22 protein-coding genes and 1 riboswitch are annotated in these 25,806 nt (G+C 68.4%); of the genes, 8 read left to right on the top strand and 14 right to left on the bottom strand.

Annotated features, from left to right (window positions below; genetic code table 11):
- Positions 1-40: 40 nt before the first annotated feature.
- From tilS to dacB, 3 genes are read right to left on the bottom strand one after another with little or no spacing between them, the layout of a single operon-like run.
- Positions 41-985 (bottom strand): tRNA lysidine(34) synthetase TilS, encoded by a 945-nt coding sequence (gene tilS / locus QSJ18_RS17750; protein WP_286327954.1) that lies wholly within the window; start codon positions 983-985, stop codon positions 41-43.
- A complete protein-coding gene (locus QSJ18_RS17745) occupies positions 964-2,049 on the bottom strand; it encodes a zinc-dependent metalloprotease (protein ID WP_286327953.1) in 1,086 nt (361 codons plus the stop codon). Before QSJ18_RS17745 ends, tilS begins: the two co-directional genes overlap by 22 nt.
- Positions 2,046-3,371, bottom strand: coding sequence for a D-alanyl-D-alanine carboxypeptidase/D-alanyl-D-alanine endopeptidase (dacB, locus tag QSJ18_RS17740; RefSeq protein WP_286327979.1), 1,326 nt, complete (start codon positions 3,369-3,371; stop codon positions 2,046-2,048). Before dacB ends, QSJ18_RS17745 begins: the two co-directional genes overlap by 4 nt.
- 200 nt (positions 3,372-3,571) lie before the next feature.
- Here dacB and QSJ18_RS17735 point away from each other — a divergent pair, with 200 nt between their 5' ends.
- Positions 3,572-4,060 carry an inorganic diphosphatase gene (locus QSJ18_RS17735; RefSeq protein ID WP_286327978.1) on the top strand — a complete coding sequence of 163 codons (489 nt, stop codon included), beginning with the start codon at positions 3,572-3,574 and terminating at the stop codon, positions 4,058-4,060.
- 122 nt (positions 4,061-4,182) lie between these two features.
- Here the strand turns inward: QSJ18_RS17735 and QSJ18_RS17730 are convergent, their stop codons facing one another.
- A complete protein-coding gene (locus QSJ18_RS17730; RefSeq protein ID WP_462476113.1) occupies positions 4,183-5,901 on the bottom strand; it encodes an MDR family MFS transporter in 1,719 nt (572 codons plus the stop codon).
- A 194-nt stretch (positions 5,902-6,095) separates the two neighbouring features.
- On the opposite strand from QSJ18_RS17730, the gene alc reads away from it, so the two are divergent.
- On the top strand, positions 6,096-7,076 hold the full coding sequence (gene alc / locus QSJ18_RS17725) for an allantoicase (RefSeq protein ID WP_286327976.1): 981 nt from the start codon (positions 6,096-6,098) through the stop codon (positions 7,074-7,076).
- A 75-nt stretch (positions 7,077-7,151) separates the two neighbouring features.
- Here alc and QSJ18_RS17720 read toward each other — a convergent pair whose 3' ends face one another.
- Both QSJ18_RS17720 and QSJ18_RS17715 read right to left on the bottom strand, forming a co-directional pair.
- On the bottom strand, positions 7,152-7,652 hold the full coding sequence (locus QSJ18_RS17720) for a hypothetical protein (protein WP_286327952.1): 501 nt from the start codon (positions 7,650-7,652) through the stop codon (positions 7,152-7,154).
- Complete coding sequence (locus QSJ18_RS17715) at positions 7,649-8,968, bottom strand: aminotransferase class V-fold PLP-dependent enzyme (RefSeq protein ID WP_286327951.1); 1,320 nt, start codon at positions 8,966-8,968, stop codon at positions 7,649-7,651. Before QSJ18_RS17715 ends, QSJ18_RS17720 begins: the two co-directional genes overlap by 4 nt.
- 16 nt (positions 8,969-8,984) lie before the next feature.
- Positions 8,985-9,098, bottom strand: a riboswitch (SAM riboswitch).
- Between the two features lie 91 nt (positions 9,099-9,189).
- On the opposite strand from QSJ18_RS17715, the gene QSJ18_RS17710 reads away from it, so the two are divergent.
- Positions 9,190-10,323 (top strand): isochorismate synthase, encoded by a 1,134-nt coding sequence (locus tag QSJ18_RS17710; protein WP_286327950.1) that lies wholly within the window; start codon positions 9,190-9,192, stop codon positions 10,321-10,323.
- A 140-nt stretch (positions 10,324-10,463) separates the two neighbouring features.
- Complete coding sequence (locus QSJ18_RS17705; RefSeq protein WP_286327949.1) at positions 10,464-12,914, top strand: serine/threonine-protein kinase; 2,451 nt, start codon at positions 10,464-10,466, stop codon at positions 12,912-12,914.
- A gap of 49 nt (positions 12,915-12,963) precedes the next feature.
- Here the strand turns inward: QSJ18_RS17705 and QSJ18_RS17700 are convergent, their stop codons facing one another.
- From QSJ18_RS17700 to QSJ18_RS17690, 3 genes are all read right to left on the bottom strand, one after another.
- A complete protein-coding gene (locus QSJ18_RS17700) occupies positions 12,964-14,163 on the bottom strand; it encodes an O-succinylhomoserine sulfhydrylase (protein ID WP_286327948.1) in 1,200 nt (399 codons plus the stop codon).
- Positions 14,164-14,274: 111 nt separating this feature from the next.
- Positions 14,275-14,688 (bottom strand): rhodanese-like domain-containing protein, encoded by a 414-nt coding sequence (locus QSJ18_RS17695; RefSeq protein ID WP_286327947.1) that lies wholly within the window; start codon positions 14,686-14,688, stop codon positions 14,275-14,277.
- A complete protein-coding gene (locus QSJ18_RS17690) occupies positions 14,685-15,251 on the bottom strand; it encodes an Rv0361 family membrane protein (protein WP_286327946.1) in 567 nt (188 codons plus the stop codon). Before QSJ18_RS17690 ends, QSJ18_RS17695 begins: the two co-directional genes overlap by 4 nt.
- Positions 15,252-15,477: 226 nt before the next feature.
- Here QSJ18_RS17690 and QSJ18_RS17685 point away from each other — a divergent pair, with 226 nt between their 5' ends.
- A complete protein-coding gene (locus QSJ18_RS17685; protein ID WP_286327945.1) occupies positions 15,478-16,875 on the top strand; it encodes an FAD-dependent oxidoreductase in 1,398 nt (465 codons plus the stop codon).
- A gap of 124 nt (positions 16,876-16,999) precedes the next feature.
- Here QSJ18_RS17685 and QSJ18_RS17680 read toward each other — a convergent pair whose 3' ends face one another.
- The 4 genes from QSJ18_RS17680 to QSJ18_RS17665 all read right to left on the bottom strand — a co-directional run bounded on the left by QSJ18_RS17680 (position 17,000) and on the right by QSJ18_RS17665 (position 20,440).
- Positions 17,000-17,458 carry a hypothetical protein gene (locus tag QSJ18_RS17680; RefSeq protein WP_286327944.1) on the bottom strand — a complete coding sequence of 153 codons (459 nt, stop codon included), beginning with the start codon at positions 17,456-17,458 and terminating at the stop codon, positions 17,000-17,002.
- Positions 17,459-17,705: 247 nt separating this feature from the next.
- Positions 17,706-18,185 carry a DUF456 family protein gene (locus QSJ18_RS17675; protein ID WP_286327943.1) on the bottom strand — a complete coding sequence of 160 codons (480 nt, stop codon included), beginning with the start codon at positions 18,183-18,185 and terminating at the stop codon, positions 17,706-17,708.
- Positions 18,186-18,234: 49 nt separating this feature from the next.
- A complete protein-coding gene (purT, locus tag QSJ18_RS17670; protein ID WP_286327942.1) occupies positions 18,235-20,019 on the bottom strand; it encodes a formate-dependent phosphoribosylglycinamide formyltransferase in 1,785 nt (594 codons plus the stop codon).
- An 88-nt stretch (positions 20,020-20,107) separates the two neighbouring features.
- Positions 20,108-20,440, bottom strand: a complete 333-nt coding sequence (locus QSJ18_RS17665) for a UBP-type zinc finger domain-containing protein (RefSeq protein ID WP_286327941.1) — start codon at positions 20,438-20,440, stop codon at positions 20,108-20,110.
- Positions 20,441-20,536: 96 nt separating this feature from the next.
- On the opposite strand from QSJ18_RS17665, the gene QSJ18_RS17660 reads away from it, so the two are divergent.
- Both QSJ18_RS17660 and QSJ18_RS17655 read left to right on the top strand, forming a co-directional pair.
- Positions 20,537-22,147, top strand: coding sequence for a Na+/H+ antiporter (locus QSJ18_RS17660; protein ID WP_286327940.1), 1,611 nt, complete (start codon positions 20,537-20,539; stop codon positions 22,145-22,147).
- A gap of 106 nt (positions 22,148-22,253) precedes the next feature.
- Complete coding sequence (locus QSJ18_RS17655; protein ID WP_286327939.1) at positions 22,254-22,649, top strand: hypothetical protein; 396 nt, start codon at positions 22,254-22,256, stop codon at positions 22,647-22,649.
- Positions 22,650-22,672: 23 nt separating this feature from the next.
- Here QSJ18_RS17655 and QSJ18_RS17650 read toward each other — a convergent pair whose 3' ends face one another.
- Entirely contained in the window at positions 22,673-24,226 is a 1,554-nt protein-coding gene (locus QSJ18_RS17650) for an adenylate/guanylate cyclase domain-containing protein (RefSeq protein ID WP_286327975.1), read from the bottom strand.
- Between the two features lie 112 nt (positions 24,227-24,338).
- On the opposite strand from QSJ18_RS17650, the gene QSJ18_RS17645 reads away from it, so the two are divergent.
- On the top strand, positions 24,339-25,742 hold the full coding sequence (locus tag QSJ18_RS17645; protein WP_286327938.1) for a carotenoid oxygenase family protein: 1,404 nt from the start codon (positions 24,339-24,341) through the stop codon (positions 25,740-25,742).
- Positions 25,743-25,806 lie beyond the last annotated feature (64 nt).

Genomic DNA, 25,806 nt, shown 5'->3' with positions numbered 1-25,806 from the left:
GTGGCGGCACCTGGCCACATATCGACACCCGAGCCGACGCTCAGCGCGGAACCGAGCCGACGACCAGCACACCCCCGACGTGGCGGACCACCAGCCGCGCCGACGGATCACCGCCGATGGCGACCGTGGCCGTCGGCGGTCCCGACGCCAGGTCGTCGACAGCCCCGATGACACGCGACGTCGGCTCCGTCGCCCCGACCTCGATCAACCACGCGCGCAACACCCGGGTCCGCAGCGCGGTCGGCACGCCGCGCATCGGCGCGAGGTCGAGTCCGTCGGTCCGACGTGCACGCTCCAGTAGATCGTCGGCCAGCACGTCCAGCGCCTCGGCATCGGCGCGCAGCTGCTCGGCAGTGCGGGCCAACGCGCCGACGACACCACCGCTCAGCACGTCGTCGAGCAACGGCATCACCTCGGTGCGCAACCGGACCCGGGTGAATCGTGGATCGCCGTTGTGCGGATCGGTGTGCGGATCGAGTCCCCAGGCGGCGCACGCGTCATGGGTCTGCGCGCGGCGAATACCCAGCAGTGGCCGCCCCCACGGCGACCGCCACGCGCGCATCCCGGCGATCGACCGCGGCCCCGACCCGCGGGCCAACCCCAGCAGCACGGTCTCGGCCTGATCGTCCATGGTGTGTCCGAGCAGCACCGGAACCTCGTCGCGGGCCGCGTCGAGTGCCGCATAGCGAGCGGTTCGGGCAGCGGCTTCCAGACCACCCCGCGCGCCGACGTCCACCGGCAGAATCGTGGCGCTCGCCCCGAGATCGCGGGCCGTCGCAGCCGCATCCGCGGCGACCTGAGCCGACGACGATTGCAGTTGATGGTCGACGACCAGCGCGTGCACGCGCAGTCCGGCCCGCACCGCGGCGGCGGTCAGCGCCAGGGAGTCGGGTCCGCCGGACAGACCGACGCAAACATCCCTGTGGGTCAGGTGGGCGGCCGCGAAATCGGCGACCGCGCGGGTTACAGCACCCGCCGGATCCATGCCTGCGGCTCGTCGATCTCGGCGGGCAGGGGCATCGTCTCCGGCGACGTCCAGATCACGTTGAAGCGGTCCATCCCGACGGTCCCGACGACCTCGTCGACGAAGGCCTTGCCACGGACGTACTGCGCGATCTTGGCGTCCATGCCGATCAACGCCCGGATGATGCGCTGGATCGGATTACTCGGCGACTGCCTGCGCTTGTCGAAGGCCGCGCGAATCGACGCGACGGTCGGAACCTGCGCGGGGCCGACGGCATCCATCACATGATCGGCGTGCCCCTCCAGCAACGTGCCCAGCACCATCATCCGCTGGAAGGCGGCATACTGCTCGGGCGACTGGAGCAGCTGCATCGCCCCGATGATGCCCTTCTCGCGCGGCTCGTCGGAATCCTTGAGCGTCTTGGAGATCCGGGCCATCACCGCACCCGCGGATTCACCGGTGTCGGTGGTCAGGGTGGCGACGTTGTCCTGCATGTAGCCGCGCAGCCAGGGGTTGGCGGAGAACTGCACGCGGTGGGTGACCTCGTGCAGGCACACCCACAGCCGGAAATCCGACGGCACCACCTTCAGTGCGCGTTCCACCGAGATGATGTTGGGGGCCACCACCATCAGAACGCCGGGTTCACCGGTCTCCGGGTCCGGGGTGAACGGATCGTACTGACCGAGGATCGCGGTGGACAGGAACGCCAACAGACCACCTGCCTGCAGCCCGGCGAACTTTCCTGCCAACCCGGTCGATTCCCCAGCACCGGCGTCACCCGCGCCCAGCATCGAGCGCATCGACTGCGACGACGCATCGATCCAGCCCTTACGGTCGAGGATTCGTGTGGTCGGCACGCGCAGACCGTCGGCGAGTCGGGTGACCTCCCGAACCGGCCCCTCCGCGCGCGTCGCGGCGTCGGCGAGTTCAGCATGGGCCGCCTCGATCGTGTACGTGGTGACCTTCGGTCCGGGACGGGTCAGCCGTTTGGCCGTGGACGCCGCGAACGACCAGTCGATCTGGGCGCCGATGGACGCACCGTCGTCGTCGGCGTCACGCGTGAGCGCATTCTCTGCTGATGTCACCGGCACCCACACTCCCTCAGTTCACCGATCACCGCGTCGAGTGCGGGCCGGGCGTCGGCCGGGGAGGTGCCGCCCGACATCATCGCGAACGACAGGACCCGGCCGTCGACGGTCTGGACTATCCCGGTCAACGAACTGACCCCGGTCAGTGTTCCGGTCTTCGCCCGCACCCAACCCGCACCCGGATTCGTCGTCGGGTCGAAGCGGTCGGCGAGGGTGCCCGTTCCGCCCGCGATCGGCAGTCCGTCGAGCATCGGGCGCATCGTCGGCTGTCCGGGGCCGCTCGCGGCACCCATCACCGCGTCCAGCAGCGCGGCCGGGACCCGGTTGGCGTAAGAGATCCCCGACGCGTCGTGCAGCGTCGTGCCCTTCCACTGCGCGGCGAAGGTCTTGGAGAGCGTCGCGACGATCGCGTCGACACCACCGTCGAGGGTGGCCGGGCCGCCCAGGTGTGTGGACAGTTCGATGGACAGGGTCTCGGCCAGCACGTTGTCGCTGTAGCGCAGCATGTCGTTGACGCGGGTCACCAGCGGTGCCGAGGAGACCTTGGCGACCACCCGGGCGGTAGCCGGAGCGGTGGCCTCGGTGACGTCGCCGTCGACGCCCAGGGCGGCGGCCAGCGCCTCCCCGGCCGCGATCGCGGGACGTTCGTGGCGTGGGGAGAACTCGTCGAGCGGATCGATGCGTGCGCCATCCGCCATCACCGGCTGGATGGGGGCCAGGTCACCACCGGCGATGTCCCGACGATCCCAGGTGGTGTCGTAGTCGGGGCCGTCGTAGGCACTCAGGTCGACCGCCACCGACGTCACCGGGATCCCGGACGCCTTGATCTGCGCGGCCAGATCGGAGATCCGCGCGGGTTCGGTGTAGAAGGTGTCGGCGCCGGGCGGCTGCGCACTCAGCGTCGGGTCACCGGCGCCCTTGAGGATCACCTGCCCGCCGGTGCCGGTCACGACGGTGGTGGTGAGTCGCTGATCGTGCGGCAGTGCCAGCAGGTAGGCGGCCGCACTGAGCACCTTGTCGTTCGACGCCGGGATCCGCGGCGTCGTCGCGCCCTTCGACCACAGCACCTCGCCCGTGATCGAGTCGCTGATCTGCCCGGTCAGCTCGCCGAGCGCCGGATTGCGCAGCCGCGCGGCGATCTCCTTGCGCACCCCAGCCGGGGTCGGGACGGGTGCGGTGTCGGCGACTGGGGAGATGTCCGGTGCGACGACGATCGGTGCCGGTTGCGGACCGATCCCGGCGGGTAGCGGCGGTTCCGGATCGTCGTCGATGCGCAGCGCGACCACGACGACGCAGACTGCCACCAGGGCCAGGGCGATCACACTGACCACGGTCCACAGGACGGTTCGACGACGCCGACGAGGCGCAGGCGAGACGGGTGCGACCACAGAACCTCCGGGTCAGTGACATGGGCGGGTTGCTCACAACAGTATCGTTGTGGCAGCGCGCGGCCCGCCGCACCGGCATCTTCTTCGCGCTGCGCCGCTTGACCCCACTACCGCACACGCCAGGAGGAACCGTGGAATTCGATGTGGTCATCGAGATCCCCAAGGGCAGCCGCAACAAGTACGAAGTCGATCACGAGACGGGCAAGGTCTTCCTCGACCGCTACCTGTACACCTCGTTCGGCTACCCCGCCGACTACGGCTACATCGACAACACCCTCGGCGAGGACGGCGACCCGCTCGACGCGCTGGTCCTGCTGCCCGAGTCGGTGTTCCCCGGTGTCACCGTCAAGGCCCGTCCGATCGGCATGTACACCATGACCGACGAGGCCGGCGGCGACGACAAGCTGCTGTGCGTGCCCGCAGGCGACGTCCGCTGGGATCACATCCAGGACATCAGCGACGTGTCGGAGTTCGAACTCGGCCCGATCGCCCACTTCTTCGAGCACTACAAGGACCTGGAGCCCGGCAAGGAGGTCCAGCCCGGCGGTTGGGTCGGTCGGGCCGAGGCCGAGAAGACGGCCGACGAGGCCGTCGCCCGGCTGGCCGAGCAGGGCCACTAGGCCGACCGCGAACCCGGTTCGCCCGCTGCAGAACGACGATGCCCCGCCATTTGGCGGGGCATCGTCGTGTGTGGGTATCGCGTCATCGGCGGGTGTTGCGCGGGAGTCCGCTCGGGTGTGTGTCAGGCGGAGAGTTCGGAATTCGGGTCGCCCAGCGGTTTACCCTGCCGCAGTGGCAGTTCCCGCCAGGTGACGGTGCCGATGATCGCCAGCAGCGAGATGATCGAACAGACCAGGAACACGGTGTCCATCGAGTTGGCGAACCCGGTCTTGATCGGATCCCCGAGCGCGACAGGCAGTTTGTCGATGACCGAGGTATCGGCCATCACCGAGTCCGACGACGCCGACGCACCGCCGCCCTGCTGGTTGGCCTCGATCAGCGCCTCCGCGAAGCCCCGGACCTGGCCGTCGTCGCTGTGCGCCGCCTCGACCACGGCCGTCCGAAACTCCGGGGTCTGCGCCGCGGATGTCATCTCGTCCTTGATGTTCGGGCCCATCAGCGAGAACAGCAGCGAGAAGAACACCGCCACACCCAGCGTGCCGCCGATCTGACGGAAGAAGGTCGCGGTACCTGTCGACAACCCCATATCCTTGGGCGGCAACACATTCTGCAGGGCCAGCACCAACGGCTGCATCAGATTGCCGAGGCCGAAGCCCAGCCCGAAGGCATAGAGCATGACCACCGCAACCGGCGTCTCGATACCGACCGTGTGCAGCAGGAAGGTCATCACCGCGATCAGCACCGAGCCGATGATCGGGAAGATCTTGTAGCGTCCGGTTTTCGCTATCAGCTGGCCGGACACGATCGAGGCACTCATCATGCCGAGTACCATCGGCAGCATCTGCAGACCGGCCACCATCGGCGACGACCCGCGCAGCACCTGGAAGTACTGCGGCAGCATCGAGATGGCGCCGAACATCACCGCACCCACGATGACCGCGATGATGATGCCCTGCGCGAACACCCGATTCTTGAAGACACGCAACGGGATCAGTGCGTCGTCGCCCATCAGGTGTTCGATCCAGATGAAGGCGGCGATGCCGACCACGCCGATGGCGTAACAGATCATCGAGGCGGCCGAACCCCAGCCCCACGTGCGGCCCTGTTCGGCGACGATCAGCAGCGGAGCGACGGCGACGGCCAATGCGCTCGCACCCCAGTAGTCGGTCCGGCCGCCGTCGGCCTTGTACTGGTCGTAGTTGAGGACCCGGTAGACCACGAACAGCGCGACCAGCCCGATCGGCACGTTGACCAGGAATACCCAGCGCCACCCGGACACCCACAGGATCGACGCCTGCCCGGCGAAGAAACCACCGAGGACCGGACCCAGCACACTGGAGGTACCGAAGACCGCGAGGAAATAGCCCTGATACTTGGCGCGTTCCCGCGGCGGCACGATGTCGCCGATCGTGGTGAGCGCCAACGTGAACAGACCGCCCGCTCCCAAACCCTGCAGCGCGCGGAAGGCGGCGAGCTGATACATGGTCGTGGCCATCGAGCACAGCAGCGAACCGACGACGAAGATCGAGATCGCCAGCAGGAAAAAGGGTTTGCGGCCGTGCAGGTCGGACAGCTTGCCGTAGAGCGGCGTGACGATCGTCGAGGTGACCAGGTAGGCGGTGGTGACCCACGCCTGGAGGTCGTAGCCCTGTAGATCGTCGGCGATGGTGCGGATGGCGGTGGACACGATGGTCTGGTCCAGGGCGGCCAGGAACATTCCCATCATCAGGCCGGCCAGGATGGTCAGGATCTGCCGGTGTGTCAGCCCCGCCCCGGCCACCTCGTCATGCTCCGTGTCATGTGCCGTCCCCCGCATCGGGGCGGCGTCGCGTTCACTCATCGACAACCTTTCAGCGGGCCCAGTGCCCCGGTCCACCCTACCCACGCGCACAAGCCCCTGACCTGCAAATACGTACATTTCAGACATCGCTGCGCGGACGGCTTCCTCGGCGAGGTGGGCGTGGGGCACCTACCATCTGACTGGTGACGCCACAGCCGCCGACGACGTCGGGTACCCGCCCCCACTTCACCTCGATGCCCGACCTGGCCTTGCGTGACCTGGGCGGTGCGGTGGTGTGGACCAACGACGAATTGTTCGCCGAATCCCAGAATCTGATCACCACCGCTCCGGCGCAGTACCAGCCGGCGACCTTCGGCCACAAGGGTCAGGTGTACGACGGCTGGGAGACCCGACGCCGTCGCGAACCCGGGGTGGATCAGGCGATCATCCGGCTCGGCGCGCCCGGCGTCGTCTACGGGGTCGTCGTGGACACGTCGTGGTTCACCGGCAACTATCCGCCGGCCATCTCGGTGGAGGCGACCGCGGTCGAGGGCGTCGTACCGGCCGAGAGGCTGGTGCAGGACGCCCAGTGGACGACCATCGTGGCGCGCACCCCGGTCGAGGGCGACACCCGCAACCCGTTCAAGGTCGACGCCACCAGCCGGTTCACCCATGTCCGGCTGACCATGTACCCCGACGGCGGGGTGGCCCGCTTCCGCGTGCACGGCCGCGGGGTCCCCGATCCCCGGTTCTTCCGCTACGGCCATTTCGATCTGGCCGCGCTGGAGAACGGCGGACTGATCACCGCGTGCTCGAATATGTACTACAGCTCACCGAACAACCTGCTGATGCCCGGCCGGGCCCGGAACATGGGCGAGGGCTGGGAGACGTCTCGCCGCCGCGACGACGGCAACGACTGGGTGCAGGTGCGGCTCGCCGGTCAGGGCCGGGTGAGTCTGATCGAACTCGACACCAGCTACTTCCTCGGCAACGCACCGGGATCGGCGCGGATCCGGGGCCGCGACGGTGACGGCGAGTGGTTCGAACTGCTCGCGCGCACCGATCTGCAGCCCGACACCCGACACCGATTCGCCGTCGACCTGGACCGGCCGCTGACCGAGGCGCGGATGGACGTCTACCCCGACGGCGGTATGGCCCGACTCCGCCTCTACGGCACGCTCACCGACACCGCGGAGACCACGCTGCTGGAGCAGTGGGAGCGAGGCGAGGCCTGAGGCGCGGCGGGTTCTTCCTACTTGTGCGTTGGGCGTTGCTGTCAGGTGGGCGTTGCTGTCAGGTGGGCGTTGCTGTCAGGCGACCCGACGGGCCGAGTCCCCGAAGGCGGGCAACACCTGTTCGCGGATGCGGCCCGCGGTGGCCGAACCGTCGATCGGGACCAGGATGACCGCGTCGGCCACCTCGGCGGCGTAGACGTCGCGGATCAGCGTGACCAGACCATGCGACGTCCCGATGTAGCGGATGGTCTCGGGGCGATCGGTTCCGGCGGCATCGGCGATCGCATCGGCGTAGGCGACCGCCGCGCGGGCCGACGCGGGATTCGGGGCGATGGCGACCTCGATCTCCAGCGCGACCGAATAGTTGGCCGGGTCATGGGATCCGGCGCGCAGCAGCGACCGGGCACGCTGTGCGTCGCGTAGCAGTTCGCGGCGCACGACGATGGGCAGCGAGGCTGCGGTGTCATCACCGGCGACGCCGACGCGCAGCGCCGGACGGCCGATGCTCACGGTCGCGCCGGGATAGCCGGGATAGCCGGGGGCACCGTGGGAGCTGGGATGCAGGGTGACGGTCATCGACGACGTCCTTTCGTGAATTCGGTGAGTGCGACGAGCAGGCGATCGATGTCGGAGGTACGGGTTCCGGCCCCGAAGCTGGCGCGAACCGCGCCCTCGGGATGACCGAGTCGTTTGAGAACCGGGTGGGCACAGAACTTTCCGTCCCGGACGCCGATCCCGTGCCGGTCGCTAAGATACTCGGCGACCTCGCGCGGTGTACAGCCCTCGACGGTGAACCCGGCGATGCCGACCCGGTCGGCGGCGTCGTCGAAGATGCGTAGCGGCGCCACGCCGTCGATGGCGGCCAGCCCGGCGTCGAGTCGGGCGCGCAGCGCCTCCTCATGCAGCCCGATCGATTCCGCACCGATATCGGTCAGAGCTGTGCAGGCGGCGGCGATCGAGATGGCGCCCAACACATTCGGCGATCCGGCCTCATGCCGCGCCGCTCCGGTGTGCCATATGGTCGACGCGTCGAGCTCGACGTCGAGGCTCGCGCCCCCGCCGGCAAGATACGGCGACGCCGCATCGAACCAGTCCGGCCGGCCGATCAGCACGCCAGATCCGAACGGCGCGTAGGTCTTGTGTCCGGAGAAGGCGAGGTAGTCGATGCCGTGGCTGACGATCGACACCGGCCGGTGCGCCACCAACTGGGCCGCGTCGACGAGGATGCGCGCGCCGTGCCGATGCGCGAGCGCGGCGAGCCGCCCGATCGGCAGGACCTCGCCGGTGACATTCGACGCCGCGGTCACCGCGAGCAGTGCGGTCGGCGCTGCGGCGAGTTCGGCGTCGAGGGCGATCAGGGTGTCGGCGATGGTCGCCTCGGCGGTGACGATCCGCACCCGCGACCGGCCGTCGACCGGCGTGCACCAGGGCAGCAGATTCGCGTGATGCTCGATGTCGAGGACGACGACGTCGCCGGGGGTGATGTGGGCGGCGAGATTGATGGCGTCGGTGGTGTTTCGGGTGAAGACCACCGTGTCGGTGGTCCGGCCGCGCACGAATCCCCGCACGGTGTCGCGGGCCGCCTCATAGCGGGCGGTGGTCACCTGCGACAGATGACCGGCTCCGCGATGGACGCTGGCGTAGTCACCGAGGGCGGTGGTGACCTCGGCGGCGACGCGGCTCAGCGCGGGAGCGCTCGCGGCGTAGTCGAGGTTGGCGTACCGGATGTGCTTGGCCCGGATGCCCTCTGGGGCGGACGAGGCGATCGGGACCTGCACATCGGCGCCGACGACCTCGGCGAGTGCCGGGCAGTCGGCGACACCACTATCGGCGTCGATCGGTCGAGGGGTGGTTGCGGCACCGGAAACGGGTGCACTGAGGACAGCGGTCATGACAAGGCTCCTGAGGAATCCGCGCTTGCCGTGTTCACCTCGAACACGGCCGGGTCGTCACCCGGAGCACCCCACCGCGGAGGAGGGTTGCCGACCAGCGAGCCGGGGCTTGTCACTGGCACTCATGACCCGCAATCAGATTCGCCGATCCCACCCGGACCGGTCAATTTAGATTCAAGGTGATTGCAACTTAGGGCACACTTACCTGTAGCGTGGCGGGCGTGACCACGTCTGCATCCGCCGATCCGGTAGTCCACGACGCCGAACCGCTCGACGACGTCTTCGTCCTCTCCCGCCCGCACGGCACGGTCCGTGCGCGCGGCGTCGAACAGATCTTCACCGATGTCCACGCCGCCGCGGCCGCACTGCGCGGCGGACGGGTCGCCGGCCTGACCGGCGCCATCGGCTTCGACGCCGAGAGCACCGCCGCACTCGTGGCACCGACCGCAATGTCGGTGTCGCAGTTGCCGATCGACGGCGAAGCGCCACGCACCCACACCGTCACCGCGGCCGCCCTCGTCCCCGATGTCACCGAACATCGCAGCCGGGTGGGGCACACCATCGAACGCATCCGCGGCGGCGAGGTGGACAAAGTCGTCCTCGCACGACGCGTCGACCTCACCGTCGAACCCGCGGTCTCCCCCGCCCATCTCGTCGAATCACTGGCCGGCGGCAACTCCGAACGCAATGCCTTCGCAGTGAATCTCGGCGCGGTCACCGGCTCGGGGTCGTGGCTCCTGGGTGCGAGCCCAGAACTGCTCCTGCGCAAGCAGGGCGACGAGGTCACCTGCCGACCGTATGCGGGCTCCGCCCCCCGCTCGACCGATCCGGATGTCGACCGGGCCACCGCCGAAGCCCTACGCGGATCGGCAAAGGACCACGCCGAACACGCCTTCGTCATCGACTTCCTGACCGAACGGCTGACCCGCATCTGCGACGACGTCGAAGTCCCGGCCGAACCGGAGGTCCTCGCCACCGGTGAGGTCTGGCATCTGGCCACCCCCATCAAGGCCCGGTTGTGCGACCCGAAGATGACCGCCCTCGACCTCGCGCTACTACTCGGTCCAACCCCCGCCGTCTGCGGTAGCCCCACCGAGGCCGCAGCCGAGATCATCGCCGAGGTGGAGGGTGACCGCGGCTTCTACGCGGGCGCCGTCGGCTGGTGCGACGGCAACGGCGACGGTGAGTGGATGGTGACCATCCGGTGCCTGGAACTCGCCGCCGACGGACATCATCTGCGCACCTGGGCCGGCGGTGGCATCGTCGCCGACTCGGACCCACAGGCCGAGGTCGACGAGACGTCGGTGAAGCTGCGTACCGTCCTCAACGCGCTCGGCGTCGACAGTCTGGACTGACCCGACCACGCCTCCCGGAATCGCGGTTCGGGCGCGTCCGTGCCCGCGCCGGATGATCGACCGACACCAGTCGACGGTCGACACGGTGACCGCCGTCGCGCTCAGGTAGATTGACCCGGACTTACAAGGGGGAATCTGACGTGCTGGAAGCGGGTTCGGCATTCGCCGGATACACCATCGAACGCCTGCTCGGCGTCGGTGGCATGGGTGAGGTCTACGCCGCCCGCCATCCGCGGCTGCCCCGCTCCGAAGCCCTCAAGGTGCTCTCCGCGCAATATGCGAACGACGAGACCTTCCGCAAGCGTTTCGAGCGCGAGGCCGACCTCGCGGCATCGCTGACCCACCCCGCGATCGTCGCCGTCTACGACCGCGGCGAAGAAGACGGTCACCTGTGGATCGCACTGGCACTGGTCGACGGCACCGACGTCTCGGTGACATTGCGCGACAACGGGCCACTGGCCGGGTCGAGTACCGCGAAGATCATCACCACGATCGCCGACGCACTCGACTACGCCGGACGCGTCGGGCTGGTCCACCGCGACGTCAAACCCGCCAACATCCTGCTGTCCAACGACGGCCACATCCTGCTCACCGACTTCGGTATCGCCCGGACCGGAACCGAGGACACCGGCCTCACCGCCAACGGAACCGCGATCGGCACCCTCGACTACGCCTCCCCGGAACAGTTGCGCGGCTTGGACCTCGACGCACGCTCGGACCAGTACTCGCTGGCCTGTACCGCGTTCGCGATGCTCACCGGCCGCCCCCCGTTCCACCCGCAGACAGGTGTCGCCGCGATCACCGCCCATCTGCACGACCCGCTGCCCAGCGTCCGCGCGCGCCGCCCCGATCTGTCCCCCGAGGTGGATACCGTTCTCGCTCGGGCCACCACGAAGGATCCGGCCGGGCGTTACCCGAGCAGCACCGCCTTCGCCGCCGCGCTCGACGCCGCGCTGTCCCGGCCGCCGGTCACCACCGGCGCGCGCCGGGCCCCGGCGGCCCCACGCGGCACCGGACCGATCCCGAGCGGCCGACCGATGCAGGCCAGTGGTCCGATTCAGGCCAGTGGTCCGATTCAGCGCAGTGGTCCGATTCAGCGCAGTGGTCCGATCAATCCCACCTCGCCGCCGTTCCCGGCCGCCGGTGGCTCCGGGCGGGGCGCAACCGGCGGTATGGCGGGCGCCCCGCGGGGCCGCGCGCCGGAGCCGCGTATCACCTATGACTGGCGGGCCCCGTTCGCCGATCGTCGTCGGGTGTTGATCATCGCCGCGATCATCGCGGTGATCGTGATCGTGGTGACCACCGTCGTACTCGTCACCGGCGGCGACGACGAGACCGCGGGCGGCGCTCCCGCCGATCCGGGTGCCGGCTTGCCTCGCACCCCGACGACGCTGCTCGTCTCGTCGTTGGAAACCAAACCGGCACAACCGCTCTGGACATATACCGCGCCACGCGGCTCGTACACCGACAACAATCCGATCGTCGGCGGTAACGCGCGGTATGCCTTCGCCGCACGGGTGAGTGGCCGCGACGTCATCCTCGACATCCTCGGCGCGGCCGATGGACGGACCATCCGTTCGGTGGTGCTCACCCAGAACCGCAACGGCACCGTGACCCGATGCGCGAGCGATCGCACCGGCGCGTTTGCCGCCTGCGAACTGCCCGGCACCGGCATCGTCTTCGTCGACCTCGAACGCGCCGAACGCACCGGCAAGTTCGCCGGACACAACATCACGCCCGCCTCGGACGGCTTCTGGGCCGAGGCGATCATGCCTGCGAAGTCATCGCAGACCGTCGTCGTCAGTCTCGACGCACGCGGCACCGAACGCTGGCGGGCCACCCCGTGGCTGTCCGTCTCGAGCGCCGGTTCGGCCGATCTGGTGGCCGGTGCGGGCGTGACGCCGATCAGCGTCGCCCGCACCGACGACCCGCTCACCCGAGACGGCACCGACTTCCGCCGGGACGTCGACGGCAAGGTCGTGGTGAGCATCGGCCGCGACAATCCGTTCGCACCGACCCGCTGGTTGCCCTTTGTCGGCGGATTCGTCGTCGGCGACTCGGCCTTCTACCTCGACGACGGCACCCGCACCGCAGAGCTCCCGGCGGGTTGGCATCCGGCTCGCCTCGGCGACGATCAGCCGGTCGCGCCGAGCGTGCCCCTGCTGTACCGGCAGGCACCGCCACTGTCGGAGACCATCCCGCGCGTCGAGGTGGCGACGATGAATCCGCGGACCGGTGCCGTGCTGTGGGTGCGCGGACTCAACGGGGATGCCGCGCAGCCGGTCGGGGTGAGTGCCACCGGCACCGCGCTGATGGCGTCGTCGCGGGATGCCGGCAACCCGTACAACGCGGTCGCGAACGCGTATACGGGCGGCTTCGACGCCGGTGACGATTACGGACCGCATCTGCGCATCATCGCGACCGACGGTTTTCGGATCCTCGTCGCCGACGAGAAGGACGGCAATGCGACCCTCGCCGCCCTCGGACCGTCGGCGGCCGCACCGCTATGGACGATGCCGCTGGCCGATGAGGTGGCCGATGTCGTCACCGTCGGCGGCAAGGTCTATGTCGGGGCCCGACGGATCATCTGACAGTCGGGGCCCGACGAATCATCTGACAGTCGGGGCCCGACGTTCGGGTTCAGCCGAGCGCGCGATCGAGGTCGGTGAGCAGGTCGTCGATGCCTTCCAGCCCGACCGACAGGCGAACCGCGGCGTCGGTGAGCCCGATCGCGGCGCGGCCGTCCGGCCCCATCGCACGGTGGGTGGTGGTCGCCGGATGGGTGATCAGCGACTTCGAGTCGCCGAGGTTGTTGGAGATGTCGATGACCCGCAGGCCGTTGAGTACCTCGAAGGCGCGCGCCTTGCCGTCGATGCCTGCCCGATCGTTGAGTTCGAAGGTGACCACGGTGCCGCCACCGGACATCTGGCTGCGTGCCAGTTCGTACTGCGGATGTGAGGTCAGGAACGGGTACTTCACCCACCGCACGCGCGGGTCGGCCTCCAGGAACTCCGCGATCCGCAACGCCGACGACACCGACGCGTCGAGCCGCAGCTGCATCGTCTCCAGCCCCTTGACCAGGGTCCACGCATTGAATGGGCTCATCGCCGGACCGGTGTGCCGCATCAGTTGCTGCACCGGCCCCTCGATGTACTCCTTGCTGCCGAGAACCGCACCACCCATCACGCGGCCCTGGCCGTCGATGTGTTTGGTCGCCGAGTAGACGATGACGTCCGCACCGAGGTCCATCCCGCGCTGCAGCAGCGGCGTCGCGAAGACGTTATCGAGCACCACCTTCGCGCCGGCCGCGTGGGCGAGTTCGGTCACCTTGGCGACGTCGACGAGCACCTGCATCGGATTCGACGGGGTTTCGAAAAACACGGCGGTGGTGGGTGTGGACAGCGCCTCTTCCCACTGATCGAGGTCCTCGCCGTCGACGAAGACGGTCTCGACGCCCCAGCGGGGCAGGATCTCGTTGCAGACCACGAAGCAGGAGCCGAACAGGCTGCGCGCGGCGACCAGCCGGTCACCGGCCTTGAGGAGTGCGCCGAGCGCCACGAATACTGCGGCCATTCCGCTGGCGGTGGCGAAACATGCCTCGGCACCGTCGAGCAGCCGCAGCCGCTCCTGGAACATGGCGACCGTCGGGTTGCCGTAGCGGGAGTAGACGAAGCGCTCGTCCTCACCGGTGAACGCACGTTCGGCGGCTTCCGCCGAGTCGTAGACGTAACCGCTGGTCAGATACATCGCCTCGGAGGTTTCGAAGAATCCCGAACGCGCCAAACCACCGCGCACCGCCAAGGTCTGCGCCGAGACGTCGTCCGGCAGCCGATCACTCACAGAACTCCCCAACCACTCACAGAACTCCCCAACCGCTCACAGCCGCGCGCAGGATGTCCGCGCGGGATTCGACATGATTCATGACCATCAAGCTCACCGGGACCACACTCATCAGGACTGACGCCACGGCAGATTCTCGGCACGCCATCCGGTGCGCCCTCGGTGGTCGTTCTCGTCGAGCGCACCTTCGAATCCGTCGAGGACGTTGTAGGCCGCGCGCACCCCGTCGGCGGTGGCCGCCTGCGCCGCACCGATCGAACGATGGCCCGACCGGCAGATGAACACGACCTCGTTGTCGTCGGTGATGCCCGCCTCGCGCAATTGGTCGACGAAGGCGGCGTTCGGCTGGCCCGACGGGAACGTCGTCCACTCGACGAAGATCGTCCGCTTGCCCAGCACCTCCAGATCGGGCACTCCGACGAAAGACCACTCCGCCTGGGTACGACAGTCCACGAGGACCACGGCCGGATCGTTCTCCAGCTTCTCCCACGCTTGACGTGGTGTCAGATCTCCCGCGTAAGTCACGACGTGCACACCTTCCAGTCGCCGTCCTCCCGGACCACGATCGTCGGCACGATCTGGGTGTTGTCCGAGCTGTTCTTGAAATGCCAATGTACGTCTGCGGTGGCACGATCACCGGTCACCACCAGGTCGGTGATCTCCGGGATCTGGATCGGCCCGTTGGTGTCCAGCGACCGCTGGTTGTCGGCCACGAAGGCCGCTTCGGTCACGAATTCGGGGTCCGCCAGGTCCTTGGCGCAGGTGTGTTCGCGGTACGACGCGTAGTCCGGTCCGTTGCGCGCGGTGTACTGGCCGTTGATGGCCCACTGCACTTTGGCGTCCTCGCTGACCCGTTCCTCCGGCGGCCGCATCAGATAGGAGATGCCCAATCCGCCGACGGCCAGCACGATGACGACGACCGCCGCCAGGAACGGCCAGGCCGCCTTCCAGTCACGTGGTGCGCCCGGCTCCGCCGACGATTCCGGATCCGATCCCGTCGGTGCGGTGTTCTGGGGTGCGGTGTTCTTCGACGAGCCGACGCGCGGGGACGAGGCGCCTTGCGGACGCCGCTTCGCACTCTTGGCCATGGGACGCGATTCTATCGGCGGCCCGGCACCCGAGCTGGCCCGGGGCGGGCGTACCTGGGCTGACCACGACAAGTGAGGCAACCCTCACCCTAGATTTTGGTGGCGGGCGCGCAACGCCTACCGTAGAAGGGATACGCCATACCCATCAGCGCTGACCTGGCCGGGACTTCCCGGTCTGAACCGGCCAGCGCCGCGAAAGCCAGAGTCACGGAAAGCGCCTAACTCTATGAGCGACAACAGCCGACCCCTCCGGGTTGCCATCGTCGGTGCGGGTCCCGCCGGGATCTACGCCGCTGATGCGTTGATGAAGTCCGACACCGCCAAGGATCGTGGCGTCAGCATCGATCTCTACGAGCGTATGCCTGCCCCGTTCGGACTGATCCGTTACGGCGTGGCCCCCGACCATCCGCGCATCAAGGGCATCATCACCGCGCTGCACAAGGTCCTCGACAAGCCGCAGGTCCGCCTGCTCGGCAACATCGACTACGGCACTGACATCACCCTCGATGACCTGCGGCGTCACTACGACGCGATGATCTTCTCCACCGGGGCCACCGATGACCGCGCTCTCGACATCCCCGGCGTCGACCTGGACGGCAGCTACGGCGCCGGACAGTTCGTCGCCTGGTACGACGGGCACCCCGACTTCCCGCGCACCTGGCCGCTGGAGCAGGAGAAGGTCGCCGTGATCGGCGTCGGCAACGTGGCGCTCGACGTCGCGCGCGTGCTCGCCAAGACGGGCGACGAACTGCTGCCGACCGAGATCCCAGCCAACGTCTACCAGGGACTCAAGGCGAACAAGGCCATCGAGGTGCACGTCTTCGGACGTCGCGGACCCGCACAGGCGAAGTTCACCCCGCTCGAGCTCAAGGAACTCGACCACTCGCCCAATATCGAGGTCGTCGTCAATCCCGAGGACATCGAATACGACGAGGGTTCGGCCGTCGCACGACGCAGTTCCAAGATCACCGACCAGGTCGCGACGATCATCGAGAACTACGCGATCCGCGAGCCCAAGCAGGGTGCGATCCACAAGCTGTTCCTGCACTTCTTCGAGAGCCCGACCGAGATCCTCGGCGAGGACGGCAAGGTCGTCGGACTGCGGACCGAGCGCACCGAACTCGACGGCACCGGCAACGTGAAGTCGACCGGCAAGTTCACCGACTGGGAGATCGGCGCCGTGTACCGCGCGGTGGGCTACTTGTCGGACAACCTGCCGCAGATCCCGTTCGACCAGCAGGCCGGCGTCATCCCCAATGAGGCCGGACGCGTCTTCGACGAGGGCCGGCATCTGACCGGTATCTACACCACGGGTTGGGTCAAGCGTGGCCCGGTCGGCCTGATCGGCCACACCAAGGGTGACGCCAACGAGACGGTCGACTGCATCATCGAGGACATGACCAACGGCGCCCTGCTGAACCCGGAGCATCCGGGCGAGGACGAGATCATCGAACTGCTGGAGAGCCGCAGCATCCCGTTCACCACGTGGGACGGCTGGTACCGCCTCGACGAGCACGAGCGCGCACTGGGTGCCGCCGAGGGCCGCGACCGGATCAAGGTCGTCGAGCGTGAGGACATGCTGGCCGCATCCGAGCCGCACAAGGTGTCCCCGCCCAGCGCCTGACACAACTGACGAACACAAGAGCGGCGACCGGATTATCACGGTCGCCGCTCTTCTTCGTGGCCCGGACGACGGGTGCGGTTGCGGGGGCGTCCTCCCCGAACCGCACCCGTCCCCGGGGCGTGGATCAGGGGTTGTCGATGCGTCGCCAGTTCTGCCAGTAACCGAAGTTGTTGGTCAGGTTCTCGGCCTCGGCTCCGACGGTGAATCCGGAGATCGAACTCGGGAAGCAACCGAACCAGCGGGTCTCGATCGGACGCACCCAGCGGTTCTGCTTGGCGTTCCACTTGGACATGCTCTGGCCGGGCTTGAGTTCCTTGATGTAGACCTGGTTGCCGTTGATCTCGGTCAGGGTCACATTGTGGATCGTGGTGCCGCCGACATTGCGCACGGTCATCCAGCGGTACATGTACCAGGCCTGGTTCCAGGGCTGGCCCCACTGACCGAAGTGGCATTCGACGTTGCCGGTGATCTGCAGATCACCCGGGATAGCGGCCTGGGCCGGTGTGGTCGCGGCAAGCGAGCCCGCGGCGATGCCCACGGTTGCCAGCACTGCGGCGCCGGCTCGTTTGAGTGCAATCTTCATTCGGTGATCTCCTCGTTCCGTTCGTCGGCGGGGTGCCGCCACCTCGTTCGATGAAGGCCGACGATCCGCCCCGCGCTCGGAATCCCGGTGAAGTCCACCGTCTTCCATCCACTGACGTGAATACGCGGGCCACGATAGTGATCGTCGACACAAGGACTATCGGTGAGCCCACCAGGAATCGTTACGCACCGCACAGACGAATCCCAGAATGTTCTGCACTGTCGTTACCCGATCGACGCCTCACCGGTCAGAGAACGAACGCTCCGGCCAGCCAGATCGCGGTGGCGAGCAGCGCCGCCAACAGTTCGATACCCATCGTGATGGCCGCCGCTTTGCACGCGGCCACCGCCCCGCGCCAGGCCGGCCGTGGATGGCGGGTGCGAATGAGTTCGGTGACGGCCGCACCCAGCAGAAACCCGAGGAACAGACCGATCACGGGCACTACGAAGAACCCCACGATGCCGACCACACCGCCGACGATGATCGTCGTACCGGGGACCCCACCGGCACGCAACGAACGTCCGGCTGCGAAGTATTTGACCACCTCACCGATCACGATGACGGCTGCCGCCGCCGCGAACACCGCCCATCCCGCACCGCCCACGATCGCCGCCCACACCCCGATGGCCACCCCGACGACCAGACTTCCCGGCAACACCGGGATGACGATGCCCAGCAGACCCACCCCGATCGCCAGCGCGACGATCAACTCGCCATAGAGCGGCACGGCGAAGGTCAGCCGACCGTTTCGCGCACCGACATGGGTGCGGTTGCGGTCACTCGGCCCCCGCGCGGGACGGACGTGGCCCGGACGCGTCGATCATCTCGGTCGTCGCGTCCACCACGGCGTCGTCGTGCAGGTCGGGGATCCGAGGTTCTGGTGCCGGGACCTCGCGCGGCGGCGACGGCTGGGACCACTCCGACTGCGCACGATCAGCGGCGTCCGGCGCCTTCGGCTGTCCTCCCGCTCCCGGGGCCCGCGGTGTGCCCGGCCGCGACGACGGGCCCGGCTGGGGCGGGCGCCCCGGACCTCCGGTCGGCGCTGGTCCCGGACGTCCGGGACGTGGCGGCAGCGGCCCACCCGCCCGCGGCGCATCGGGACGGGGCGCATCGGGACGGGGTGCTGGGCCGGGACGCCCCATCCCCGGCGGCGGGCCGGGCCGCGGACCGGGACCGGCGAACGGCGGTGGCCCCACCGGACGCGGCGGCGGCCCCGGCCGTCGGGGCGGCATCGGCGGGGCGGCTGGTGGCAGCACGGGTGCCGGGATGCGCCGTTGCGCCACGCGCCCCGACACCGGCGAGACGATCGAGGCCGCACGCACCGCACGTTCGCGGGCCGCGGGCACATCGTCGGCGGTCGCGGTGACGACACCCATCCGACGACGGTGAAAGCTCTCCGGCTTACCGAACAGCCGGATGTCGGTCTCCGGCACCGTCAGCGCCGAAGCCACGTCCTCGAAGCCGATGGCCGGTTCGTCGAGCTGCCCGTAGATCACCGCCGACGCACCCGGCGACGCCAGGGTGACGTCGACGGGCAGGCCAAGGATCGCCCGCGCATGCATCTCGAATTCGCTCAGCCGCTGCGTCGCCATGGTGACCAGGCCGGTGTCATGTGGTCGCGGGCTCACCTCGGAGAAGTAGACGTCGTCGCCCTTGATGAACAGTTCGACACCGAAAACACCACGGCCACCGAGGTTGCCGTCACCCAGGCCGGTGGCGACACGAGCTGCGATGGAGGTCGCCGAGGCCAGCGCATCGGCGCTCATCTCCTGCGGCTGCCAGCTCTCCACATAGTCGCCGTTGATCTGCCGATGCCCGATCGGCGCGCAGAAATGGGTGACGACGCGGCCCGAGGCGGGATCGACGGCTCGGACGGTCAGCAGAGTGATTTCGTAGTCGAATTCGATGAACCCCTCGACGATGACCCGCTCGCTAGCCACCCGCCCGCCGGTCGACGCGGTCTCCCAGGCGGCATCAACGTCGTCGGGGCCCTGCAGGATCGTCTGCCCCTTGCCCGACGACGACATGACCGGTTTCACCACACACGGGAAACCGACCTGCTCGGCGGCCACCCGCAGTTCGTCGAGGGTGTCGGCAAACAGGTAGGGCGAGGTCGGCAGGCCCAGCTCCTCGTCGGCCAGCCTGCGGATGCCCTCCCGGTTCATCGTTGCGACGACCGCCGCGGCCGTCGGGACGACCTCGGTCAGGCCGCGACGCTCGGCGTCGGCGAGGGCGTCGGTGGCGATCGCCTCGATCTCGGGCACCACGTAAGCGGGCCGGTGCTTGTCGATGACGGCCAGCACCGCGTCGCGGTCGGTCATGTCGATGACCTCGGCGTGGTGGGCGACCTGATGGCCGGGGGCATTCTCGTACCGATCGACGGCCACCACCTCCACGCCCAGGCGCTGGAAGGCGATCACCACCTCCTTGCCCAGTTCACCGGCGCCGAGCAGCATCACCTTGGTGGCTGTCGGACTCAGCGGCGTACCGATGATGTCGGGTGGTCCGACGAGACGGGTGGGCTCCTCGGGGTTGCCGTCGCGCTCGCTGTTCGAGGTCATCCTCAAATCCTACTTTCCCGCCGCCGACGACCGGCCGACGTCGGTCGCCATGTCTCTGTCCGCACCCGTCGTCTGCCGACTGCCGGGCTCAGCCCATCGCCTCATGGATATAGCACCAGCGCCAGGACTCCCCCGGTTCGGCCGAGCGCATCACCGGATGTCCCGTCGCCTCGAAATGCGCGGTCGCGTGCCGTCGCGGACTCGAATCGCAACACGAGACATGCCCGCAGACCAGGCATTTGCGCAGGTGCGCCCAGTGATGCTCACCCATCGCGACGCAGTCCTCACAGCATCTCTGCGCGCCCGGTTCGGGATCCGCCGACGGATCGACACCGATCGCGGCCAGTTCTGGGCAGCTGGTCGGGGTCGACCCGCGCTCACGACCGGCCCGGTCTGCTCGATTCCTGCGAAAGATCTGCACGTCGCCATTATCCGCGTCGGCGGCGGTCCGTGCGGCCGCTCGGCGACACCTCGCCACCGCCTTCGGTAATCCGCGCGGACGCATAGGGTCGTGCGGGTGAGTGCCCCGTTGCTGCTGGTCGCCATCGCGGCCGTCGCCATCGCAGCCGTCTGTCGTCGATTCGGACTGTCGGCACCGTTGATCCTGGTCGTCGTCGGACTGGCCGTCGGCTGGATCCCCGGGTTCGGCGATGTCGATCTCGATCCGGACCTGGTGCTGTTCCTGATCCTGCCGCCGCTGCTGTACTCGGCCGCCCAGGACAGCTCCTACGGCGCCATCCGCGCCAATCGTCGGGCGATCGGCCTGCTGGCGATCGGGCTGCCGCTGGCATCGGCGGTCGTGATCGGCTTGGTCGCCTACTGGGTGGTGCCGGGAATCCCACTCGCCGCCGCGCTGGTACTCGGTGCGGTCGTGGCGCCGCCGGATGCGGTATCCGCGCAGGCCATCGGCCGTCGCCTCGGTCTGCCCCGACGCATTATGACGCTCCTCGGCGGCGAGAGCCTGCTCAACGACGCCACCGCCCTGACCGCGTACCGCATCGCCCTCGCCGCGGCGATCGGGACCACCGCGAGTCTGACCGAGGGTCTGGTCACCTTCCTGGCCGCAGCACTCGGCGGACTCGTCGTCGGACTGGTGGTCGGCTATGCGGTGTCCTGGGTCCGCACCTGGCTCGACGATCCGCCGATGGAGACGGCGATCGGGATCATGGTGTCCTTCGGCACCTACTTCCTCGCCGAGGAAGTCGAGGCGTCGGGGGTGATCGCGGTGGTGACGGCGGGCCTGTTTCTCGGCACCCGCTCGATTCGCCTCGGCTACGCCACGCGTCTGCAGGACGACGCGGTCCGAAAGTCCATCGACGCCATTCTGGAGGCCTTCGTCTTCCTGCTGATCGGCCTGCAGATGCCTGCCCTGGTCCGCGGGCTCTCCGGCGAATCCTGGCTGCACATCGCCGTCGACGCGGTGGTCATCCTGGCGGTCACCATCGGCGTGCGGTTCGTCTGGATCTATCCGGCGACCTATCTGCCCCGGCTGCTGTCGCGGCGGATCCGGGAACGCGAACAGGCCCCGAAGCCGAGTTGGGTCTTCATCGTCGGCTGGGCCGGCATGCGCGGCGTGGTCTCACTGGCGGCGGCCTTCGCGATCCCGGTCACCGTCGAGGACGGATCCCCCTTCCCTGCCCGTCCCGAGATCCTGTTCGTCACGTTCGTGGTCGTCGTCGGAACCCTGCTCATCCAGGGCACCACGCTGGGCTGGTTCATCCGCTTCTTCGGTGTCGCGGGGAACGAGGACACCGAGGACCGCATCGCCTTCGCCGGCGCCCAGGACCGCGCCAGCCGCGAATCCGAACGGCTACTCGACCGCTACGCGACCGAGATCGACGCGGAAGCCGCCGATCGTGACGACCCCCGCCGGATACAGGTCGCGATCCTGCGCAAGTGGGTCACGACTCAGCGCAATGTCGCGTGGGAGGAACTCGGCCGCGGACCGGAGACCATCGGGGAGAGCCCGACCGCCGCCGGACATCGAATGCGCATGGAGATCCTCAAGGTCCAGCGCGCGGTGTTCGTCGCCGAACGCGACGCCGGCCGCATCGACGACGAGGTTCTACGAAAGGCGTTGCGCCAGTTGGATCACGCCGAGGCACAGGCCGATCCGGACGGAGCCTGACGCAGTTCGGGCCCGCGATCACGCGATCACGGCGAGGGGAGTTCTGCCCATGTCCGGGGACTTCTCCCCATGTTCGCGCCGACGATCCGCCCTTAGCGTTGTCGCCATGACCGCCACACTGATTCGTTCCATGGCCACTCTCGCCGCAACCGTCGCGGCAGGCGCCGGACTCCTGTTCGCCTCGGCCCACGCCGACGCCGACACCGGCGCACCGTCCTGCGGCCCCGGCCAGTTCCACGTCACCTCGGTGATCACCGCGAACTCGGCGGCGACGATCTGCCAGTGGAAGGGCGACGGTCGGTTCGAGTACCGCGGCGTCGGTCGGCAGACCGGCAACGCGATCACCCTGCCGGTCGCCGAGGTCCACCAACAGGAGAACGGCAGCGGGAACTACTACTACGTGGCCTACAACAACGGCTACACGTACCGGCTCTTCGTCGACCTCGGTCTGAGCATCGTGGGTCCCGACGGCCGACTGGTCTCCTCCGAACCCGCCATCTGACAGCCGACAGCTGAGTCGCGACGTCAGTCCGGCGGATCTATGACGGCCGCGTAGACGACGGTCGTCGCGGTCCGCCCGCGCAGTTCGACCGTCTCCTGCTGCTCCCAGCACGACGCTTCCGTCGCGGCAGCGGCATCGATCGCCCGCCCCGACCCCAGCGGACGGCGCGGGTCGCGTTTGGCCAGTTCGGACAGCCGGGCGCTCTCGTTGACCGGATCGCCGATCACCGTGTATTCGAACCGCTCGATGGCCCCGACGTTTCCGGCGACGACCGGTCCGTATCCGACCCCGATACCGGCCTTGAGCTCCGGCACCTCGTTGACGAGTTCGGCAGCGATCCGCCGGGCCGCCGACAGCGCCGCACCCGCCGGATCGTCGAGACCGATGGGCGCTCCGAAGATGGCCAGCACCGCATCACCCTCGAATTTGTTCACCAGCCCGCGTTCGGCATCGACGGCCGCCACGATGACCGCGAAGAAGCGGTTGAGGATCTCCACGACCTGCGCCGGGGTGCGCTGGGCGGCCAGCGTGGTCGACCCGATGACATCGACGAACATGGTGGCGACGACGCGTTCGCTGCCACCGAGTTCGGGATCGGACGCCAGGGCCGCGGCGGCGACGTCCCGACCGACGTGCCGACCGAACACGTCCCGCATGTGTTCGCGTTCCCGCAGTCCGGAGACCATAGTGTTGAAACCGACCTGCAGATCGCCGAGTTCGGTGCCGTCGTAGACGACGAGGTCGGCTTGCAGGTCACCCGCACGAACACGATTCATGCCGCTGCGCACGCTCCGGATGGGTCCGGTGATGCTCAGGCTCGTCAGCAGGGTGAGCAGCAGTCCGGTGAACAGCGCGGTCAGGCCGAGCACGGTGACCCCGATGAAGACGTCGAGTTTGGAGGTCTCGGCTCTGGACAACCCGAAGCCGACGACGAGCAGGATGCCGACGATCGGAATGGCCGAACCGATGATCCACGACACCACCGACCGTGACCGCACCCCACTGCGTTTGCGCCGCCGATAGCCCGCGCTGAGCAGGTCCGCGGCCACCGGCCGCAGGGTGAACTCGATCAGCAGATGTGAGATGGCGACCACGACCACACCCGACATGGCCACCACGAACAGCGTTTTCGGGATCAGCTCCGGATCGACGATGCCGTACATCAGGGTGAACATGACGGTCGCGCCACCCCACAGCAACCCCTGCATCCGCGTCAGCCGCCAGCTCGCGCGCATCGTCCGCCGGGCGTCTCGTTCGGTGGGTTGCAGACCGCGAATGGCCCAGCGCAGGTCGCGGGTGATGACGACGGTGCCCCACCCGATCCCGACGACGAAGGCGACCGCGATATAGACCGGGACCGCGATGAAGTTGACCCACCACAGCTCGGACTGGAACACCGACGGCTGCGGAATCCCGACCGCTGCGAGGGCCACCGCGACCAACGCCCCGACCAGGTTTGCCACCACGATCGACGCGGTCATCAGGGTCTGGATCCGTACCCGCTGGACGACGGAACTCTCGTCGGCCGACCCCAACAGGATCGAACCGTAGTCACGACTCCCCCGGCTGAGTTGCATGGCAGTCAGCTTCTCATGACGCAACACCCATCGGGACGTATGCATCGCCTCTACGCTGACACCATGCCGCGTCACCTGCCGTGTGACGGGCGTGCGCCGATTCGGAGAAGCCATGGCCACCGCACACATCCCCGCACCCGTCGACCTCGCCAACGCGCAGTTCCTCAGCGGCGTGTTCGCCCCGCAACGGACCGAGACCACCGTCGACACACTCCCGGTGACCGGGGAACTTCCCGCCGGACTGCGTGGCAGTTACCTGCGCAACGGGCCCAATCCGCGGTTCGACCCGATCGGCTCGTTCGTCTACCCCATCGACGGTGACGGCATGGTGCACGAGATCGGTTTCGACGACGGGCGCGTGTCCTACCGCAACCGATTCGTGCGGACGCCCATGGTGATCGCCGAGGAGGCCGCCGGTCACGCGATCTGGTCGGGGATCACCGACGGCTACACCCCGTCGGCAGCCGAGGCCGGTCCGCTCGCCGGGACCACGCGCGAGTTGCCCGACATCAACATCGTCCGCCATGGCGGCCGACTGATGGCGATGGCCGAGGCCGATCAGCCGTATCTGCTCGATCCGGCCGGTCTGGCCACCCTCGCCCGGACCGACTGCGACGGCGCGATGCGCGTGGGCAGCACCGCCCATCCGAAGATCGATCCGGCCACCGGCGAGATGGTGCTGTTCAACTACACCCTCGAGGCACCGTTCCTCACCTGGTCCACCGTCGACGCGGACGGTCACGCAACCCGCACACCTACCGCTGTCGACGGTCTGACCGAACCGGTGATGATCCACGACATGGCGTTGACCACCAGCTACATCGTGCTCTTCGTGTGTCCGCTGATCTTCGATCTCGAGGCCGCGATGACCGGCGGTTCCCTGCTGAGCTGGCGACCCGACGACGGCACGCGCATCGCGCTGATCCCCCGCGACGGTTCACCCGTGCGCTGGCTGCACACCGACCCCTTCTGGGTGTGGCACTTCGCCAACGCCTTCGACAATCCGGACGGGACCGGGGTGACGGTCGACTACGTCGAATGGACATATCCCGGCGGCTTCGCCGATCAGCCGACTCCCGCGGCATCGACGCTGACCCGGGCGGTCCTGCACCCCGACGGCACGGTGAGCCGTTCGGCCGTCAGCGACAACGCGATCGACATGGAGTTCCCGCGCGTAGACGACCGTCTCCTCACCCGCGATCATCGCCGGATCGCGACGGTCGCCAAAGGGCCGCACGATCGTGACGCCCTCGACAGCTTGTGGTTTCACGATCTCGCCGCAGGCACCGAGGAGTTCTGGAGTCCGGGCGTCGCGATCGGTGAGCCGATCTTCATCCCGGGCGTAGAGCGCGACCACTGGGGTGCGATCGGTACCGATCCCACCGATATGCGCTCGCGGTTCTACCTGCTCGCGGCCGACGACCCGTCGTCCGGGCCGGTGGCCACCGTCGACCTCCCGATCCGCGTACCCGCGGGTCTGCACGGTGCGTGGCTGCCGAAGCCCGTCGCTTCCTGAAGCTCACCGCCCTGCCCGCTGAGCTGCTGGAGCGCAGCCGACGAACACGGCAGACGAACACCTG

The sequence above is a fragment of the Gordonia heveisoli genome, from assembly GCF_030315745.1.
In the GTDB taxonomy this organism is placed as follows: domain Bacteria; phylum Actinomycetota; class Actinomycetes; order Mycobacteriales; family Mycobacteriaceae; genus Gordonia.
Note: the sequence above shows the minus strand (reverse complement) of the source record. Positions and strands in the feature narration are given on the sequence as shown.

Bases quoted from the DNA above. Each gene is read 5' to 3' on its own strand.
- tilS (WP_286327954.1), bottom strand. From the start codon at position 985: ATGGATCCGGCGGGTGCTGTAACCCGCGCGGTCGCCGATTTCGCGGCC.
- QSJ18_RS17730 (WP_462476113.1), bottom strand. From the start codon at position 5,901: ATGAGTGAACGCGACGCCGCCCCGATGCGGGGGACGGCACATGACACG.
- alc (WP_286327976.1), top strand. From the start codon at position 6,096: ATGCCCGACCTGGCCTTGCGTGACCTGGGCGGTGCGGTGGTGTGGACC.
- QSJ18_RS17720 (WP_286327952.1), bottom strand. From the start codon at position 7,652: ATGACCGTCACCCTGCATCCCAGCTCCCACGGTGCCCCCGGCTATCCC.
- QSJ18_RS17715 (WP_286327951.1), bottom strand. From the start codon at position 8,968: ATGACCGCTGTCCTCAGTGCACCCGTTTCCGGTGCCGCAACCACCCCT.
- QSJ18_RS17690 (WP_286327946.1), bottom strand. From the start codon at position 15,251: ATGGCCAAGAGTGCGAAGCGGCGTCCGCAAGGCGCCTCGTCCCCGCGC.
- QSJ18_RS17685 (WP_286327945.1), top strand. From the start codon at position 15,478: ATGAGCGACAACAGCCGACCCCTCCGGGTTGCCATCGTCGGTGCGGGT.
- QSJ18_RS17680 (WP_286327944.1), bottom strand. From the start codon at position 17,458: ATGAAGATTGCACTCAAACGAGCCGGCGCCGCAGTGCTGGCAACCGTG.
- purT (WP_286327942.1), bottom strand. From the start codon at position 20,019: ATGACCTCGAACAGCGAGCGCGACGGCAACCCCGAGGAGCCCACCCGT.
- QSJ18_RS17655 (WP_286327939.1), top strand. From the start codon at position 22,254: ATGACCGCCACACTGATTCGTTCCATGGCCACTCTCGCCGCAACCGTC.
- QSJ18_RS17650 (WP_286327975.1), bottom strand. From the start codon at position 24,226: ATGCAACTCAGCCGGGGGAGTCGTGACTACGGTTCGATCCTGTTGGGG.
- QSJ18_RS17645 (WP_286327938.1), top strand. From the start codon at position 24,339: ATGGCCACCGCACACATCCCCGCACCCGTCGACCTCGCCAACGCGCAG.